Raw genomic sequence first — 16,119 nt, 5'->3', positions numbered from 1 at the left:
CTCGGCGGTCCCCGAAGAGGAGTTGATCCGTGCGCGAGTACAGCGTCCCTGTCCTGGTGGATGTGCCGGCTTCGGCCACCCTGACCGACACCGTGTTCCGGCGCGGTGAGCAGGAACCTGGCGCGGTGGTCCTGCGGCGTACCTCGGGCGGGGACTCCTGGCCCGCCGTGACCGCGGCCGAGTTCCGCGACCAGGTGCTGGCGCTGGCCAAGGGCCTGGTGGCGGCGGGCGTCGAACCCGGCGACCGGGTGGCGATCATCTCCCGCACCCGCTACGAGTGGACCCTCGTGGACTACGCCCTCTGGGCGGCCGGCGCGGTCTCGGTGCCCGTCTACGAGACCTCCGCGGTCGAGCAGGTGCGCTGGATCCTGTCCGACAGCGGGGCCAAGGCGGTCTTCGCCGAGCTGGACAACCACGTGGAGACCGTCCGCGAGGCGGCGCCGGAGCTGAAGCAGATCTGGCGCATGGACGAGCCGCTGGACGGCTCCGCCGTACCCGATGAGGAGATCGAGCGGCGGCGCGCGGCCATGGGCCGCGACGACCTGGCCACGATCATCTACACCTCGGGCACCACCGGGCGGCCCAAGGGCTGCCGCCTGACGCACGACAACCTGCTGTTCACCGCGCGCAACGTGGCCGAGGGGCCACTGGAGACGGTCTTCCAGACCGAGGAGCCCGGCGTGCTGCTGTTCCTGCCGCTGGCGCACGTCTTCGCCCGGCTCATCCAGGTGGTGGCGATCGAGACGGGAACGGTCCTGTCCCACACGCCGAACATGAAGAACGTCGCGCCTGACCTGGTCTCGGCCAAGCCGACGCTGCTGCTGGGCGTGCCGCGGGTCTTCGAGAAGGTCTACAACGGCGCCGAGCAGAAGGCCATCCAGGGCGGCAAGGGCAAGATCTTCGCCCGCGCGGTGGACGTCGCGGTCGCCTACAGCAAGGCCGACGGTACGGCCGGGCTCGGCCTGCGGCTCAAGCACGCGCTGTTCGACCGGCTGGTCTACGCCAAGCTGCGCGCGGCCACCGGCGGGCGGCTGGCCACCGCGATCTGCGGCGGCTCGGCGCTGGGCGAGCGCCTCGGGCACTTCTTCCGCGGCGTCGGCATCGAGGTCCTCGAGGGGTACGGCCTGACCGAGACGTCGGCCCCTTCCACGGTCAACCTGCCGGGCGGCAACAAGATCGGCACGGTCGGCAGGCCCCTGCCCGGAGTCTCGGTCCGCATCGGCGAGGACGGCGAGATCCTGGTCAAGGGCCGCCACGTGTTCCAGGGGTACTGGAACAACGACACGGCCACGGCCGGCGCGATCGACGCCGAGGGCTGGTACCACACGGGCGACGTGGGCGAACTGGACGGCGACGGCTATCTGCGCATCACCGGCCGCAAGAAGGAGATCCTGGTCACCGCGGCGGGCAAGAACGTCGCGCCCGGCCCGCTGGAGGACTCCCTGCGCGCCAATCCGCTCATCTCCCAGGCCATGGTCGTGGGCGACAACCGGCCGTTCGTCGCCGCGCTCGTCACGCTCGACCCCGAGGCGCTGGAGCACTGGAAGAAGGAGAACGGCGCCGCCGCTGCGACGACGGCCGAGCTCAGCCGTGACCCGCGTGTCCTGGCCGAGGTGCAGGCGGCGGTCGACACCGCCAACCGCACGGTCTCCCGGGCCGAGCAGATCAAGAAGTTCACCGTGCTCGACCTCGACATCACCGAGGAGAGCGGCCACCTGACGCCGACGCTGAAGATCAAGCGCAACCTCGTCATGCGGGACTTCGCGGACACGATCGAGGAGCTGTACACCAGCTGACCCCTCCGATCACTTTTCTGTTTGAGAACGGTTGCAGGGCCGTTATTGACAACATGAGCCGGATCACAGCTACTAGAGGTCGTATCATTCGGCGGCCCTGACTGGCAGTGCTCCGATGAATGGGCCGCAAGTCAACCCGCCGGGCGGCATGCCCGGCGAGGAAGGCGGCAAGGGTGAACAGGACCCTCGCGGCTGGCTTAGCGGCCCTGCTCGCGCTCACCGCGTGCTCGGTGAACGAGGCGGCGGCCCCTTCATCAGGCGGGCCGGCTCCATCCGGCGGCTCGGCTCCGGCCGGCGGCTCGGCGAAGACCGTCTCGTTCCTTCTGTTCGAGTCACCGAACCTCAACGCGGCCTACTGGGACGCGCAGATCAAGCGGGCGACCGACGCCGTCCCCGGCATCACCGTCAAGAAGGTCGTGGCGCCCGCCGCGGGCAGCCGCGACGAGTTCGCCAAGCAGCTCATCGCCTCCGGCCAGTTCCCCGACGTGCACGTCGGCCTCCAGGACATCCTCGGATTCGCGCCCAGCCTCTACGCCTGGACGCCGGAGGACCTCAAGGACTTCGAGTGCACGACCTGCGGCGCGATCGGCGGCAAGGTCGTCCAGCTCCCGACCAACACGCAGACGCACTCGAACGTCTACTACAACGAGGACCTGTTCAAGAAGGCCGGCATCAGCGCCGCGCCGAAGACCTACGCCGAACTGCTCGACGCGGCGGCCAAGCTGAAGGCCAAGGGCGTCACCCCGTTCGTCATCGGCGGCGGCCCCGACGCCTTCGCCTCCACCCTCGCCTGGACCGGCGTCCTGACCACCGACGTGTACGGCAAGAACCCCGATTGGATGCGTCAGCGGCGCGAGGGCAAGGTCAAGTTCACCGATCCCGGCTTCAAGGCCGCCACCCAGAAGTTCGCCGACCTGGCCGCCAAGGGCTACATCGACAAGAGGGACCTCTCACGCGACTACGGCGCCACCCAGACCGCCTTCCTGGAGGGCAAGGGCGCCATGTACCCGATGGGCAGCTGGTTCGCCTCGCCCAGCGGCGGCGACAACCCGTCGAACAAGATCAAGATCGGCCGCTTCAACTGGCCCGGCGACGCCGACGCCACCAAGCTGGCCGCCTTCACCGGCGGCGGCCTGACCGTCAGCGCCACCGCCAAAGATCTGGACGCGGCCAAGAAGTTCGCCCTGGCCTTCCAGCTCGACACGTCCAACCTGGACGCCTCGGTCAAGGCCGACGCCCTCTTCCCCGCGATCAAGGGCTATTCCCCGCCGGCGATGGGCGCGCTCTTCACCGAGTCCTACAAGGCGTGGTCGCAGGCCAAGACCGCCGGCGCCACCGTGCCCTCCTTCGGCTGGGAGGCCGGCGACGACGCCATGCCGCCCGGGATGAAGGAGAAGTGGTGGGCCTCGGCCCAGGACCTCGTCAGCGGCAAGAAGACCGTGGACGAGGTGCTGCGCTACCTCGACGACGAGTGGGACAAGTCCTCTTGAGGGGTGTATACGGCAGGCTCTGGCACTTCCTGAGCTTCGGCGCGCCCGGAGTGCTGATCTACGTCTGCTTCGTGCTCGTGCCGATCCTGCTCAGCGTGGGCTACAGCATGACCGACTACAGCCTGCTGCGGCCCGGCTGGACGTGGGTCGGGCTGCGCAACTACGAACTGCTCCTGCGCGACCAGGCGTTCCTGACCTCGCTGCGCGTCACCACGATCCTGACTGTGATGGTGCTGGTGGTGCCGAACCTGCTCGGGCTCGGCATCGCCGTACTCCTGGATCGGCGCGGCTGGTTCTACAACGCCATGCGCAGCGTGTACTTCACCCCGATGATCCTCAGCTCCGTCGTCGTCAGCGTGATCTGGACGCGGGTCCTCGACGACGAGGGGCCGCTCAACCAGGCGCTGCGCCTGCTCGGCGTGGCCGACCCGCCCGGCTGGCTGTCCGACCCCGACTACGCGCTGTTCTCCCTCGGCGGCATCGTCTCCTGGCAGATGCTCGGCTTCTGCGTCGTGGTCTACCTGGCCGGGCTGCAGGGCGTGCCGCACGAGCTGACCGAGGCCGCCGCCATCGACGGCGCCGGCCCCTGGACCCGTTTCCGCCGCATCACCTGGCCCCTGCTCGCCCCCGCCCTGACCGTCAACACCGTGGTGCTGCTCATCACCACGTTCAAGATCTTCGACCAGGTCAAGGTCATCACCAACGGCGGCCCCGGCACCGGCACCACCGCCACCGTGGCCTTCACGATCATGCAGGAGGGCTTCGTCGAGAACCACCAGGGTTACGCCTCGGCCATGGCCGTCGCCATGCTGCTGATCATCGCCGTGGCCTCCGTCGTGGCGCTGCGCTTCCTGCAGAGCAGGGAGGTGCAATTGTGACGCGCCACGCAGAGCAGGGAGGTGCGCCTGTGACGCGCCACGCAGAGCAGGGAGGTGCGCCTGTGGGAGCTGCACCTGTGCGGCGTCACGCGGGGCCGGGAGCTGCGACTGTGCGGCGCCGCGCAGCGTGGGGAGGTGCGGGTGTGCGGCGTCCGCTGCTCACGCTCGTCGTCACCAGCGTCTTCTTCGTGCCGCTGTACGTCGCGCTGGTCAACGTGGTCAAGCCGGCCGCGCTCATCCCCGGCGCGGGCGCGATCGCCCTGCCCGTCCCGCCCACGCTGGACAACCTGCGCGCCGTCCTGACCAACCCGACGAACCTGTTCTGGGCCAGCCTGGCCAACAGCGTCATCGTCACCACCCTGTCGGTGATCGTCCTCACGCTGCTGTCGGCCATGCTCGCTCACTACCTCGCCCGTACGGCAGGCCGCTGGGGCAGGCTGATCACCGTGCTCCTGCTGTGCGGGCTCATGATCCCGCCCCAGGTCATCCTGGTCCCGATCACCCAGGTGCTGCGGGCCCTCGGCCTCATGACCACGGTCCAGGGGCTGGTGCTGTTCAACGTCGGCTACTACATCCCGTTCGGGGTCTTCGTCTTCACCGGGTTCCTCAAGGGCATCCCCGCCGACCTGGAGGAGGCGGCGGCCATCGACGGCGCCGGGCGCGGGCAGGCGTTCTGGCGCATCGTCTTCCCGCTGCTGCGACCGGCCACCGCCAGCGTGCTGATCTTCCTGTCCGTGTGGATCTGGAACGACTTCCTCAGCCCGCTCATCATCCTCGGCCCCGGTCAGGGCACCACCGTGACCACCGGCATCTACCGCTCGCTCGGGCAGTACTCCTTCGACTACGGCGGCGTGTTCGCGCTGATGTTCCTCTCGACCCTGCCCGTGCTGATCTTCTATCTGGCCCTGCAGAAACAGTTCGTGAAGGGCCTGACCGGCGGCGCGACGAAGGGATGAGTTTAGCCGCCTCGACAAACGGAAAAAGATCCCTGTCAACGCAAGGAAGCAGGTGCACCCCCCATGATCCTGCCCTCCACCAGAGCCGCCGCCGCGTTGTTCACCGCCGCCCTGGCCCTGGCAGCGTGCTCGTCCGGCAAGGAGCCGGCGAGCGGCGCCACGAGCAGGGCCTCCGCCGGGGGCAAGATCTCCATCGCCTACCTGCAGAAGCAGGGCGACCAGGAGTACTTCATCGGCGAGGCCCGGGGCGCCCGGGACAAGGCCGCCGAGCTCGGCGTCGACCTGCAGGTCGTGGACCTCAGCGAGGACACCAACAAGGCCGTCACCGAGACACAGGCCGCGATCGGCAAGAAGGTCGGCGGCATCATCATCGTCGTGCCCGCCCCGGCGGTCGGCCCCCAGATCGTCCAGCTCGCCAAGGACGCCGGCGTCCCGCTGCTCACCTCCGACGACCAGGTCTGCGTCGACGGCCCCGACCCGGCCGCCTGCGACCCGGCCAAGCTGGTGCCGCGTGTCGGCTTCTCCGGCGCCCAGATGGGCGAGTCCGTCGGCACCCGCGCCGGCGAGGAGTTCAAGAAGGCCGGCTGGCAGAAGGCCGACACCGCGATCATCACCGCCTGGCAGCAGGACGTGACCGTCTGCACCGACCGGGTCAAGGCCGCCGTCCCCGCGTTCGAGACCGCCGCCGGCGTCAGCGGCGTCAAGGTCATCGAGGTCGGCACCGACAACACCCCGACCGGCGCCCAGGACAAGGTCGCCGCCACCATCAGCGGCAACCGCTCCGTCAAGAACTGGGTGATGCTCGGCTGCAACGACGAGAACGTCAGCGGCGGCGTCACCGCCCTGCAGAACGCCGGGATCAAGCCCGCGAACATCATCGGCGTGGGCCTCGGCGCCTATCTTGCGTGCAAGGACTGGAACAGCGGCAAACCTTCAGGTATGAAGGCAGCGTTGTTCATCAACGGCTACGAGGTCGGCAAGCTGGCCGTGCAGACGATGTATGACACCATGAAGAACGGCACCGCGATGCCGGCAGAGGCCTTCGCACCGACCAAGATGGTGGATCCGACCAACTGGCAGGCCGAGGGAGTCAAGTGCAGCGCCTGACACGCTTATCGCTGGCCGCCGCCGCTGCGGCCACCGCACTGGCGGCGTTCGCCGCACCGGCGAGCGCCGACGAGGTGCCGGAAGGCGCCCTGCTCGGTGCCGACAGCAGGATCGTGCGCGCCGAGGACGGCCGCTGGGTGGTCGTCAAACCGCTGCCCAACGGCGACCTCGCGGTCGCGCTCTACAACGAGAGCGGATACCCGCAGCGCATCGCCACCACGGCCGCCGAAGTCGGCTTACCCCCCGCCGCGCCCGCCTACCGGGTGCGGAACCTGGCCACCGGCGCCGACCACCACACCGCGGGTGCCCTGGCCGCCAGCGTGCCGCCGCGCCAGGCGGTGCTCTACCAGGTCTCCCGCGACGCCAACTGGGCCGCCTACCCGCCGCTGATCGAACTCGACCTGCGCTTACCCACCCCCTACCCCGGCGCCGCCGCCCTCGTCGAGGGCGAGGCCACCACCCAGGTCAGCACCGTCGTCACCAACCTCGGGCTCACCGGCGCCGCCGACATCACGGCCACGCTGAGCCTGCCGTACCAGTGGAAGGGCGCCCCCACCGGCCCCGCCACCGTCAAGACCCTCGCCCCCGGGCAGCAACTGATCACCACCTGGAACGTCAGCACCCCCGCGGGCCTCCCCCGCAACGCCTACTGGCTCGAGGCCGCCGCCGCCACGACGAAGTCCAGCTCGATCTTCGTCGTCCCGCCGCCGGCCCCCTCCGGCCGGACCTACGTCAGCGACCTGCCGTGGCTCAGCATGGCCAACGGCCAGGGCGCCGTCGAACGCCGCAAGGTCACGGTCAACAGGACCTCCTACGCCAAGGGCCTGGCCGCCCGCGCCCCCGGCGCCCTCGAGTACTACCTCGGCGGACGCTGCACCAAGCTCAGCGCCTCCGTGGGCGTCGACGACTCCGCCGGCCAGCGGGGCCGCGTCACCTTCGAGATCTGGGCCGACGGCCGCAAAGCCGCCGAAACCGGGCCGCTGACCGGCGCCATGCCCGCCGTACCCCTCACCGCGGACGTCACCGGCGCCCGCCTGGTCCGGCTCGTCGTCACCGACGGCGGCGACGGCGGCGACGGAGACGAGGCCGCCTGGGGTGACCCGGTGATCGCGTGCTCAGGGTAGAGGAGCTGACCAAACACTTCTCCGGCGTCCAAGCGCTGCGCGGCGTCACCACCGACTTCCCCGCCGGGCAGGTCACCGCCCTGATGGGCGAGAACGGCGCGGGCAAGTCCACCCTGATCAAGATCGTCAACGGGGATCACCGGCCGGACGCGGGCCGTGTCCTCCTGGACGGCCGCCCGCTCGACCTGCACTCCCCCGCCGACGCCCGCCGCCACGGCATCCGCGTCATCCCCCAGGAACCGGAGATCATCCCGCACGTCTCCGTCGCCGAGAACGTCTACGCCGGCGCCCTCCCCCGCCGCCGCGGCCGCCTCCTCGACCGCACCGCCCTCCACGAGCGCATCCGCGACCACCTCGTACGGCTCGGCTTCGAGCACGCCCTCGACCCCGCCACCCCCGGCTCCGCCCTCACCCCCGCCCAGCGCCAGCTCGTGGAGATCCTGCGCGCCCTCACCGGCGAGGCCCGGGTCATCGCCTTCGACGAACCCACCTCCTCCCTCGGCGAACACGAGACCGAAGCCCTCTTCACCCTCATCACCCGCCTGCGCGCCCAGGGCCGGGCCATCGTCTACGTCTCCCACCGCCTCAAAGAGATCTTCCGCCTCGCCGACCGCATCGCCGTCCTGCGCGACGGCGCCCTGGTCGGGGTACGGCAGGCCGCCGACGCCGCGGAAGGCGACATCGTCCGCATGATGGTCGGCCGCGACCTGTCCACCATGTTCGAACGCCCCGGCACCCCGGCCGGCGACGTCGTCCTCGACGTCCGCTCCCTCACCACCGACGACGTCCGCGACATCACCTTCCAGGTGCGTGCCGGCGAAGTCGTCGCCCTCGCCGGCCTCGTCGGCGCCGGCCGCTCCGAACTCGCCCGCGCCCTGGCCGGCGACCTGCCCATCCGCTCCGGCACCGTCAGCATCGCCGGCCGCGCCCTGCGCCTGCGCCACCCCGGCGACGCCGTACACGCCGGGCTCGGCTACGCGCCCGAAGAACGCAAGGCCCAGGCCCTCTTCCTGGACCGCACCGTCCGCGACAACACCTCGCTGATCATCCTCGACCGGCTGCGCACCTGGCGCTTCGTCCGCCGCGCCGCCGAAACCCGAGCCGTCGCCGAGTTCGCCGACCGCCTGCGCATCCGCACCCCGTCCCTGGAGCACGAGGTCCGCAAGCTGTCCGGAGGCAACCAGCAGAAGGTCGTGCTGGCCAGGTGGCTGGCCCGCCGCCCCAAGGTCCTCATCCTGGACGAACCCACCCGCGGCATCGACGTCGGGGCCAAGGCCGAGATCTACCACATCATCGCCGACCTCGCCCGCACCGGAGTCGCCGTCCTGGTCGTCTCCTCCGAACTCCCCGAGGTCCTCGGCCTGGCGGACCGCATCCTGGTCATGCAGAACGGCCGCATCACCGGCGAACTCCCCCGCGACCAGGCCAGTGAGGAGGCCATCCTGTCCCTCGCCATGGCCGACGACCTCACCACCCCCACCCCGTAGCCCACCCCGCCAACCCCACCTGACACCAGACGTTAATCCCTCCCCTGCCAGCCAAAGTCCCAAGTCCCACCCATGCAGCTCACCCTCCCCCGGACCACGCGGCACCCCACAACCCGCACCCACACCCGCACCCGCACCCGCACCCGCACCACGCGACACCCCACACCACGCACCCGCACCACGCGGCGCCCCACACTCCGCACCCACACGGGGCACCCCACAACCCACCACACGCGGCGCACCTCGCCTCGCACCCGCACCCCACCACACGCGGCGCACCTCGCCCCGCACCCGCACCACGCGGCACCCCACAACCCACCACACGCGGCGCACCTCGCCCCGCACCGGGCCGCGTACCGACTCCCAGCCAGGAGGAGCACCGTGACCTCCCAGACCAGCGGCCCCAAGGCCACCCTCGAGTCCGGCCCGGGCGGTGGCCGCCTGGCTGCTACGGCCGTCGGCGCCGTGGGTGCCCAGAACCTCATCCTCCTCATGGCCATCGTCGCCGTGGCCGCGTTGTTCGGTGTGCTCGACCCCGGGTACCTGGCGTGGAGCAACATCCGCGTCATCGGCGACGCCGTCACCATCGCGGGGTTGCTGGCCGTGGTCCAGACCGTCGTCATCATCTGCGGCGCCCTGGACATCTCCGTCGGCTCGGCCACCGGTGTCGCCTCGGTCGTCAGCGCCATGGCCTTCATGGCCACCGACCGCAGCCCGGTCCTCGGCATGGCCGCCGCCCTGGTCGTCGGACTCCTGCTCGGTGTGGTGAACGGCATCGTCATCGTGTACGGCCGGGTCAACGCCGTCATCGCCACCCTGGCCACCCTCGCCGCCTACAAGGGCCTCGCCCAACTGCTGTCCGGCGGCGCCGCCCAGGGGTACGTCCTCGGGGACGACCTGTTCATCTTCATCTCCCGCGGCAGCATCATCGGCCTCCCCACCATGGTGTGGATCCTGGCGCTGGTGGCGGTGGCCATACACGTGCTCCTGAAATACACCGACATAGGCCGCAACCTCTACGCCATCGGCGGCAACGACACCGCCGCCCGCCTGGCCGGCATCGACATCAACAAGTACCTCATCGCCGTCTACGCCCTCGCCGGCCTGATCGCCGCCGTGGCCGGCATCATCCTGACCGCCCGCATCGGCTCCGGCCACCCCACCTCCGGCAGCGCCGGCCTCGAACTCAAGGCCATCACCGCCGCCGCCCTGGGCGGATGCGCGCTGAAGGGCGGCAAGGGCGGCGTGGGCGGCACCCTGCTCGCCGTCGTCCTCCTCGGCGCGCTGGAGAACGGCCTCACCTTCCACGGCATCAGCACCTTCTGGCAGAACGTCGCCCAAGGGGCCCTCCTGGTGGTCGCAGTCGTCATCCAGCAACGCCGCAGCGGCGAACGCGCCGTCGGCCTCCCCACCTAGAACCTCACCACCCCAGCACCCCCTCCTTCCCTGGCCAGGGGAAGACCCTCCCCGCTCGGGCGACACATGGGTGAGGGTGACCCACAAGGCGTTGGACCCGTGGGCGTGGAGGCGCATGGGCGTGGAGGCGCATGGGCGTGAGGGGGCGCATGGGCGTGAGGGCGCATGGTGGAAGTGACCAGTGGGTGAGGTAGCCCATGAGTAGAGGCGACCCGCGGATACAGGTGACCACCCAGGACGTGCCGAGGTCCAGACCGTCAGGTAGTGAGCGCCAGATCAGGAGACGGTCGGTAGGCAGGTCGGCAGGCGGTGGAGGGCTGAGTCATAAGGCAGTGGAAGGTCAGGGCCGAAGGGTGGTCAGGGGCGGAAGGCGGTCAGGGGCGGACAGTCGCGAGGGCGGGGGATGGTGAGGGCAGGGGGTCAGGGCAGGAGGGTGGTCAGGGCGGGGTCAGAAGGGGGTGGAGGGGTCGGGGTCGATGCGGTGGGCGAGGTGGTGGAGGGCTTCGGCCAGGTGGTGGCGGATGGGGGCGAGCGGGCTTGTGGATGGGCGCGAAGGGAGGTGCTGGTGGGCTAGGCGTTCGGTGGCGGCTTCGGCCAGCAGGTCGGTGTGGCGGCAGCGGAGGTAGTCGGTGATCAGGTGTGGGTGGTTCATTGGGCGGCCTCCGCCCGGGTTACGGCGATGCTGCCGCTCAGGCTGCGGGCGGTGATCTCTACGGTCTGTTCGCCCTGTGCCGGCTCCTCGCTCTGGTGGAGGGTGGAGGTGACGCGGCCGGTCAGGGAGTTGAGGTCGAGCCAGACGGCGCTGCCGGGGGTGACGGCCACGGCCGTGTCGCCCGAGGTGGAGTTGAGGACGACGCGGCCGGTGGTCACCGATTGGACGGTGACGTCGCCGGAGGTGGACGTGATGTCGACGTCCGAGGCCGCGTGGCCTACGCGGACGGCGCCCGACACGGCTTGGATGGACAGGGCGCCGGCTGCCTTGGTGACGCGGATGTCGCCGGAGGTGTTGGTGATGTCGGTGACGCCGTCCACGACGTCACAGGTGACGTCACCTGATGCCGTCTTGGCGGTCAAGGCGGCGGCGCGGTGCAGGTGGAGGTCTCCGGAGGCGCTGGAGAAGTCCACGTTCCCGTACACGCCGGTGGCCCTCGTGTCGCCGGCGGCGGTGCCGGCGATCAGGCGGGAGCCGGCGGGGAGGGCGACGACGATGTGCACGGCGGGGGTGCGGCGCAGGCGGGAGGTGTCCTCCGGGGCCTTGATCAGGACGGTGCCGTTCACGTGCTCGACGCTTACCGACGCGGCGTAGGCGAGGTCGGCGTCGCTGTCGCGGTTGGCCGGGGTGACCTCGACCGTGGTGTCCTCCCGGGCGGAGGCGGTGACGGTCAGGTCGCCTGCCGGGAAGTTCACCTGGAGGGTGATGGGGCCGGGGGTGGCGAAAACGGGCATGACGAAATCTCCTATCGGCGCGGGCGGACAGTGGGGTGGAGTTACCGGGCCCAGCCGGTGATGCGCTGACCGGGACCTCCGGGCGGGGATGGCCGGCCGGACACCGCCTGGCTCAGGACGCGGACCATCCAGGCGTTCACCGACATCCCCGCCTGACCGGCGACCTGCTCGATGCGGGACTTGAGCGGTTCGGGCAGGCGCAACGTCATCCGGGCGGTCGTGGGGTCGCCGTCACCGGGCTCGGGCGGCGCGGGAGGGGGCGGAGGCCCGGGCATACCCCAAGGACCCTCGGGCCAGCCGGACATCCCCGGCACCCCCGGCACCCCGGGCACCCCGGGAACGCCATACCAGGCGCCGGGGTCCGAAGCGTCGGCGGCGTGGTGGGAACGGCTGACGACGAGCTCGGGCTCCCTGCCGCGGATCCGCAACTCGACCTGGTCCGGCTCGATCTGCCCGGTGAGCGACTCGGCCGCGTCGGAGAGCACCTCCAGCAACGTCAGCCGCATCGCGGCCTCCAGCGCGGAGGTCAGCGACTCGGCGGCGGCCCGCATCTCCGCGCCACCCACGCCGGCGGCGGCGGTGAGCTCCCTGCGGAGGGTGTCGATGTGGGGCGTGAGATCCATGACGTCATGATGACATCACGACGCCGTCAACGCAAGCCGCGAGTGACGTCATCCCCGGAGGATCTCATGGAAGCGCCGGGCCACCAGCTCCCACGACCACTCGAGAACCACCCATTCCCGCCCAAGCTCCCCCATCTTCCGGGCGCGCTCGGGATCGGCCAGCAGCTCGATCAGCGAGGCGGCCACCTCGGGAACCGACCGCCCGTCCACCACCACCCCGGTCTCCCCCGGCCGTACGGCATCGGGGGCGCCTCCGGAGGCCCCGGCCAGTACCGGCAGCCCACTGGCCGCGGCCTCCAGGAAGACGATGCCGAGCCCTTCGACGTCCACCCCGCCCAACCGGGTACGGCACGGCATCGCGAAGACGTCGGCGGCCGCGTAGTACCCCGGCAGGCTCTCCTCCGGCACCGGCCCCGCGAAGACCACCGACCGGGTCCGCGCCGCCAGCCGTTCCAGGCGCCGCCGGGCCGGGCCTTCGCCAGCCAGCAGCAACACGGCGCCGGGCACCGCCCGCAGCACCCTCGGCCACGCCCTGATCAGCTGGTCCTGTCCCTTGCGCGCCACCAGCCTGGACACGCACAGCACCACCGGCCGCCCGCCCAGCCCGAGCTCGACCGGCGCCGCCGAGGGGTGGAACGCCGAAGGGTCCACGCCGGGCGCCAGCCGTACCAGCTTGGCCGGGGGAATCACGCCGGAGAGCCGAGCCCGCGTGTACGAGCCCAGATACGTCACCACGTCCGCGTGCGCGCCGATCCGGCGCAGCACCCGCCTCAGGCCCGGCGTGCGGGCCCAGGACGCCTCGTGCCCGTGCGTGAGCATCACGATCCGCCGGGCCCCGGCCGCGCGCAGGCGGGGTGCGAGCAGGCCCAAAGGCGCGGCGGCGCCGAAGACGACGGTGTCCGCCCCCAGCCGGGCCACGAGGTGGGCGGCTCGGCGGGCCACGGCGGGCGTGGGCAGCATGAGCGAGGTCGGATGGCGGAAGATCGGGTACGGCTGCCGCCGGTCGAAGGCGGCGCTGCCCGGCCAGGCGGGGGCGTAGACGGCGACCCCGGGCGTCCGCACCGCCAGGCCGTGCACGAACGACTGGATGCCGCCCTGTCTGGGCGGGAAGTCGTTCGTGACGATGAGGACGCGGCTCACGGCTCGGGCACGCCGTTCAGCAGCGCCCAGGAGCGGGCCATGGCGATGCGCTGCGGGGCGGTGGGGTGGGAGGCGTACAGGATGTACTCGACGAGGTCGGGCGACAAATCCGAGATGTTCGTGGTCGCCAGCCGCTTCTGCATGGCGACGAACGTGGCCGGGTCACGCGTGAGGTCGAGCGAGTGGGCGTCGGCCCGGGCCTCGACGTGGCGGCTGATGAGGTTCTGGGCGGGTCCGGACAGCACCGTGGCCAGGCTCATCAGGCCCATGACGGCGCCGACCGCCACCGGCTCGGCGATCGTGCCCACCCGGACGCGCCGCCGTACCCAGGGGAAGATCGCGAACAGCGCGGCCGCGCCGAACGCGGCGCCCAGCGCGGCCAGGAGCGTGCCGTTGAGGACATCGCCGTTCCCGGCGTGTCCCAGCTCGTGCGCGACGACCAGCTCGACCTCGGGCTCCGGAGCCTTGAGGAGCGTGTCGTAGACCACGATGCGGCGGGTGGCGCCGAAGCCGGAGACGTAGGCGTTGAGCGCGGTGGTCCGGCGGGAGGCGTCGGCGACGAGCACGTCCTCGACCGGGACGCCGTCGCGCTCGGCCATGGCCAGCAGGTCGGTGCGGAGCTTGCCCGCGGCCATGGGGCGGAAGTCGTTGAACAGCGGCTCGAACACGACCGGATACACGAACGAGGCGACGATCGTGAGTACGGCGGCGCCCCCGGCGGCGGCGATCCACCAGCGGCGGAACCGGCGGGCCAGCCCGGCCAGCGCCACGACCATGATGGCCAGCAGCACGATCCGGACGCCGATGCTCTTCAGCCGGTCACCACTCCAATCGGCCCACCCCTGGGTGGACAGCCCGAAATCGCGCAGCCGTACCTCGAACCACATCCCGAGCGGCCAGCGCAGCAGCTCGACCAGCGCGGTCAGCACCACCACGCCCAGAATGACCCGCACCCACCACGGCCCCCGCAGCCTGCCGAGGAGCTTCGCGCCCATCGGCGTGGCCACCAGCAGCCCGGCGAACAGAATCGTCAGCCCGAACGACAGGTACGACGGCACGCTGGTGGCCGCGTCGAACGCCTGTGACCTGGCGAGCTGCTCCGCGGTGAAGTCGCGGGCCGGATCGGGGGCCACCTGGGGCGCCTGCGCGGGCAGCGGCCGCCAGGGGGTGGTGAGCGCGGCGATCACGACGAAGGCGGCGCCGAGGACGGCCGCCGCGATCCCCGCCTGCCGCCGCAGCCCCGCCCCGGCCAGGGTGTCTTCCGTCATGCCAGTTCCTTCCGCACGTACCTGCGCCACCGATCGGTCAGCTCGGCGACCGGCCAGGGCAGCGCTCGGTGCGCACCTGCCCGCCGGGCGTCGTGGTAGAGCTTCACCAGCCTGGCCTCGCCCAGCCGCTCGGCCAGGAAGCGACACGCCAGCCACGCCTCCTGGTAGGACTGTGCCAGCCGCGCCGACCCGGGCGCGAACGCCTCCGGGCCGGGGAGGCTCCGCGGCACCCTGCCCGCCCGTACCTCGGCGGCCAGCTCGGCCGCGGCCACGGGCACGGCCAGCCCGGCGTCCTTGTAGGCCACGTAGTCGGCGAACCCCTCGTACAGCCACGCGGGCAGCCCCTCCGTCCCGGCCGCCACGTGGGTGAGCTCGTGGGTGAGCACGACGTCGCGCCCGGTGGGGGTGAGCCTGGCGTACGTCTCCGGGATCACGATCACCCGCCCGGCGTCGGCCACCGCGGCCAGACCCTCGACGGAGGCCACCCCGGCCATCCGGGCCGCCTCCCCGGCGTCGGCCGCCACCTCGACGCGCGGCCGTACCGGCTGCCCGAGCACCGCGCCGACCCTCCGCGCGGCCCTGTCCGCCCGCCGCGCGAGATCCGCGCGATCGACACCTGCGGCTGGCGTACGGCGGGCCGATCCTTCAACCGGCGTACGGCGGGCCGTTCCCTCAGCCGGCGTACGGCCGGCCGTCCCCTCATCACGCGTAGCGGACGCCCCGCAGCCCACGGCTGCGATCAGGAGGGCCGCGAGCGCGGCGCGACGGCTCACGACCACGGCCCGATGGTAGCCGCACGCGCGTGGGCCCCGTCCCGGGAGGGGACGGGGCCCACGTGCGTCAACCGGGCGGAACCTCGCCTCAGCCCGGCCTGTGCTGACCGGGCTCCTACGAACCCGGCCGGACGGCTCCGGCGAACGACGACTTACGCCATCCGCTGAGCCTGTCCACCCGCACCCGCTTGCCCGAACTGGGCGAGTGGACCATCTTGCCGTCGCCGACGTACATGCCGACATGGCCACGACCGCGGAAGAACAGCAGGTCACCCGGCTGCAGAGACTTCCATGAGATCTTCTTCTTGATGCGCGCGTACTGGCTGTGCGTCACGCGGGGGATCTTGACTCCGGCCTTCTTCCAGGCGTACTGGACGAGTCCGGAGCAGTCGAAGGCGCCGGGTCCCGTGCCGCCGTAGCGATACGGGTCGCCGACCTGCGCCCTGGCCACGGAGACGGCCTTGACCGCCTTCGCCTTCTGCCTGGTGGCGCGGGTGGTGACGGCCTTCTTGACGGCCTTCGTGACGGCCTTCGTGACGGTCGCGGTCCTCGTGGTGGTCGCGGCCTGCGCGGCGGGGGCGTGGAGGGCGAACCCTCCGGCCGTCACGGTCATGG

General features: G+C 71.4%; 15 protein-coding genes. 8 read left to right on the top strand and 7 right to left on the bottom strand.

Annotated features, from left to right (window positions below):
* Nucleotides 1–29: 29 nt before the first annotated feature.
* The 8 genes from FVE25_RS01125 to FVE25_RS01090 all read left to right on the top strand — a co-directional run bounded on the left by FVE25_RS01125 (nt 30) and on the right by FVE25_RS01090 (nt 10,254).
* Complete coding sequence (locus FVE25_RS01125) at nt 30–1,796, top strand: AMP-dependent synthetase/ligase (RefSeq protein ID WP_157244467.1); 1,767 nt, start codon at nt 30–32, stop codon at nt 1,794–1,796.
* Nucleotides 1,797–1,969: 173 nt separating this feature from the next.
* On the top strand, nt 1,970–3,286 hold the full coding sequence (locus FVE25_RS01120; RefSeq protein WP_219825255.1) for an ABC transporter substrate-binding protein: 1,317 nt from the start codon (nt 1,970–1,972) through the stop codon (nt 3,284–3,286).
* Complete coding sequence (locus tag FVE25_RS01115; protein ID WP_219825254.1) at nt 3,283–4,164, top strand: carbohydrate ABC transporter permease; 882 nt, start codon at nt 3,283–3,285, stop codon at nt 4,162–4,164. The genes FVE25_RS01120 and FVE25_RS01115 overlap by 4 nt, the downstream gene beginning before the upstream one ends.
* Nucleotides 4,165–4,307: 143 nt before the next feature.
* Nucleotides 4,308–5,120, top strand: a complete 813-nt coding sequence (locus FVE25_RS01110) for a carbohydrate ABC transporter permease (protein ID WP_157244465.1) — start codon at nt 4,308–4,310, stop codon at nt 5,118–5,120.
* Nucleotides 5,121–5,183: 63 nt separating this feature from the next.
* Nucleotides 5,184–6,227 carry a substrate-binding domain-containing protein gene (locus FVE25_RS01105; protein WP_157244464.1) on the top strand — a complete coding sequence of 348 codons (1,044 nt, stop codon included), beginning with the start codon at nt 5,184–5,186 and terminating at the stop codon, nt 6,225–6,227.
* Nucleotides 6,215–7,351, top strand: coding sequence for an NPCBM/NEW2 domain-containing protein (locus FVE25_RS01100; protein ID WP_157244463.1), 1,137 nt, complete (start codon nt 6,215–6,217; stop codon nt 7,349–7,351). The genes FVE25_RS01105 and FVE25_RS01100 overlap by 13 nt, the downstream gene beginning before the upstream one ends.
* Nucleotides 7,339–8,838 carry a sugar ABC transporter ATP-binding protein gene (locus FVE25_RS56140; protein ID WP_157244462.1) on the top strand — a complete coding sequence of 500 codons (1,500 nt, stop codon included), beginning with the start codon at nt 7,339–7,341 and terminating at the stop codon, nt 8,836–8,838. The genes FVE25_RS01100 and FVE25_RS56140 overlap by 13 nt, the downstream gene beginning before the upstream one ends.
* A 381-nt stretch (nt 8,839–9,219) precedes the next feature.
* On the top strand, nt 9,220–10,254 hold the full coding sequence (locus tag FVE25_RS01090; RefSeq protein WP_219825253.1) for an ABC transporter permease: 1,035 nt from the start codon (nt 9,220–9,222) through the stop codon (nt 10,252–10,254).
* 448 nt (nt 10,255–10,702) lie between these two features.
* On the opposite strand, the gene FVE25_RS01085 is transcribed toward FVE25_RS01090, so the two are convergent.
* From FVE25_RS01085 to FVE25_RS01055, 7 genes are all read right to left on the bottom strand, one after another.
* Nucleotides 10,703–10,906 carry a hypothetical protein gene (locus FVE25_RS01085; RefSeq protein WP_157244461.1) on the bottom strand — a complete coding sequence of 68 codons (204 nt, stop codon included), beginning with the start codon at nt 10,904–10,906 and terminating at the stop codon, nt 10,703–10,705.
* A complete protein-coding gene (locus tag FVE25_RS01080; protein ID WP_157244460.1) occupies nt 10,903–11,700 on the bottom strand; it encodes a DUF4097 family beta strand repeat-containing protein in 798 nt (265 codons plus the stop codon). Before FVE25_RS01080 ends, FVE25_RS01085 begins: the two co-directional genes overlap by 4 nt.
* A 41-nt stretch (nt 11,701–11,741) precedes the next feature.
* Nucleotides 11,742–12,323, bottom strand: coding sequence for a hypothetical protein (locus FVE25_RS01075; protein WP_157244459.1), 582 nt, complete (start codon nt 12,321–12,323; stop codon nt 11,742–11,744).
* A gap of 48 nt (nt 12,324–12,371) precedes the next feature.
* A complete protein-coding gene (locus FVE25_RS01070; protein WP_157244458.1) occupies nt 12,372–13,463 on the bottom strand; it encodes a glycosyltransferase family 4 protein in 1,092 nt (363 codons plus the stop codon).
* Nucleotides 13,460–14,731 carry a M48 family metallopeptidase gene (locus FVE25_RS01065; protein ID WP_157244457.1) on the bottom strand — a complete coding sequence of 424 codons (1,272 nt, stop codon included), beginning with the start codon at nt 14,729–14,731 and terminating at the stop codon, nt 13,460–13,462. Before FVE25_RS01065 ends, FVE25_RS01070 begins: the two co-directional genes overlap by 4 nt.
* The gene (locus FVE25_RS01060) at nt 14,728–15,288 is read right to left on the bottom strand and encodes a hypothetical protein (RefSeq protein WP_157244456.1); all 561 of its coding nucleotides are present in this window, start codon (nt 15,286–15,288) and stop codon (nt 14,728–14,730) included. The genes FVE25_RS01065 and FVE25_RS01060 overlap by 4 nt, the downstream gene beginning before the upstream one ends.
* Before the next feature lie 331 nt (nt 15,289–15,619).
* Nucleotides 15,620–16,117: a C40 family peptidase gene (locus FVE25_RS01055; RefSeq protein WP_157244455.1), complete on the bottom strand. Its 498-nt coding sequence runs from the start codon at nt 16,115–16,117 to the stop codon at nt 15,620–15,622.
* Between the last annotated feature and the right edge of the window lie 2 nt (nt 16,118–16,119).

It is taken from the genome of Nonomuraea typhae (genome assembly GCF_009760925.1).
Classification (GTDB): Bacteria; Actinomycetota; Actinomycetes; order Streptosporangiales; family Streptosporangiaceae; genus Nonomuraea; species Nonomuraea typhae.
This window is presented reverse-complemented; position numbering and strand designations above follow the sequence as displayed.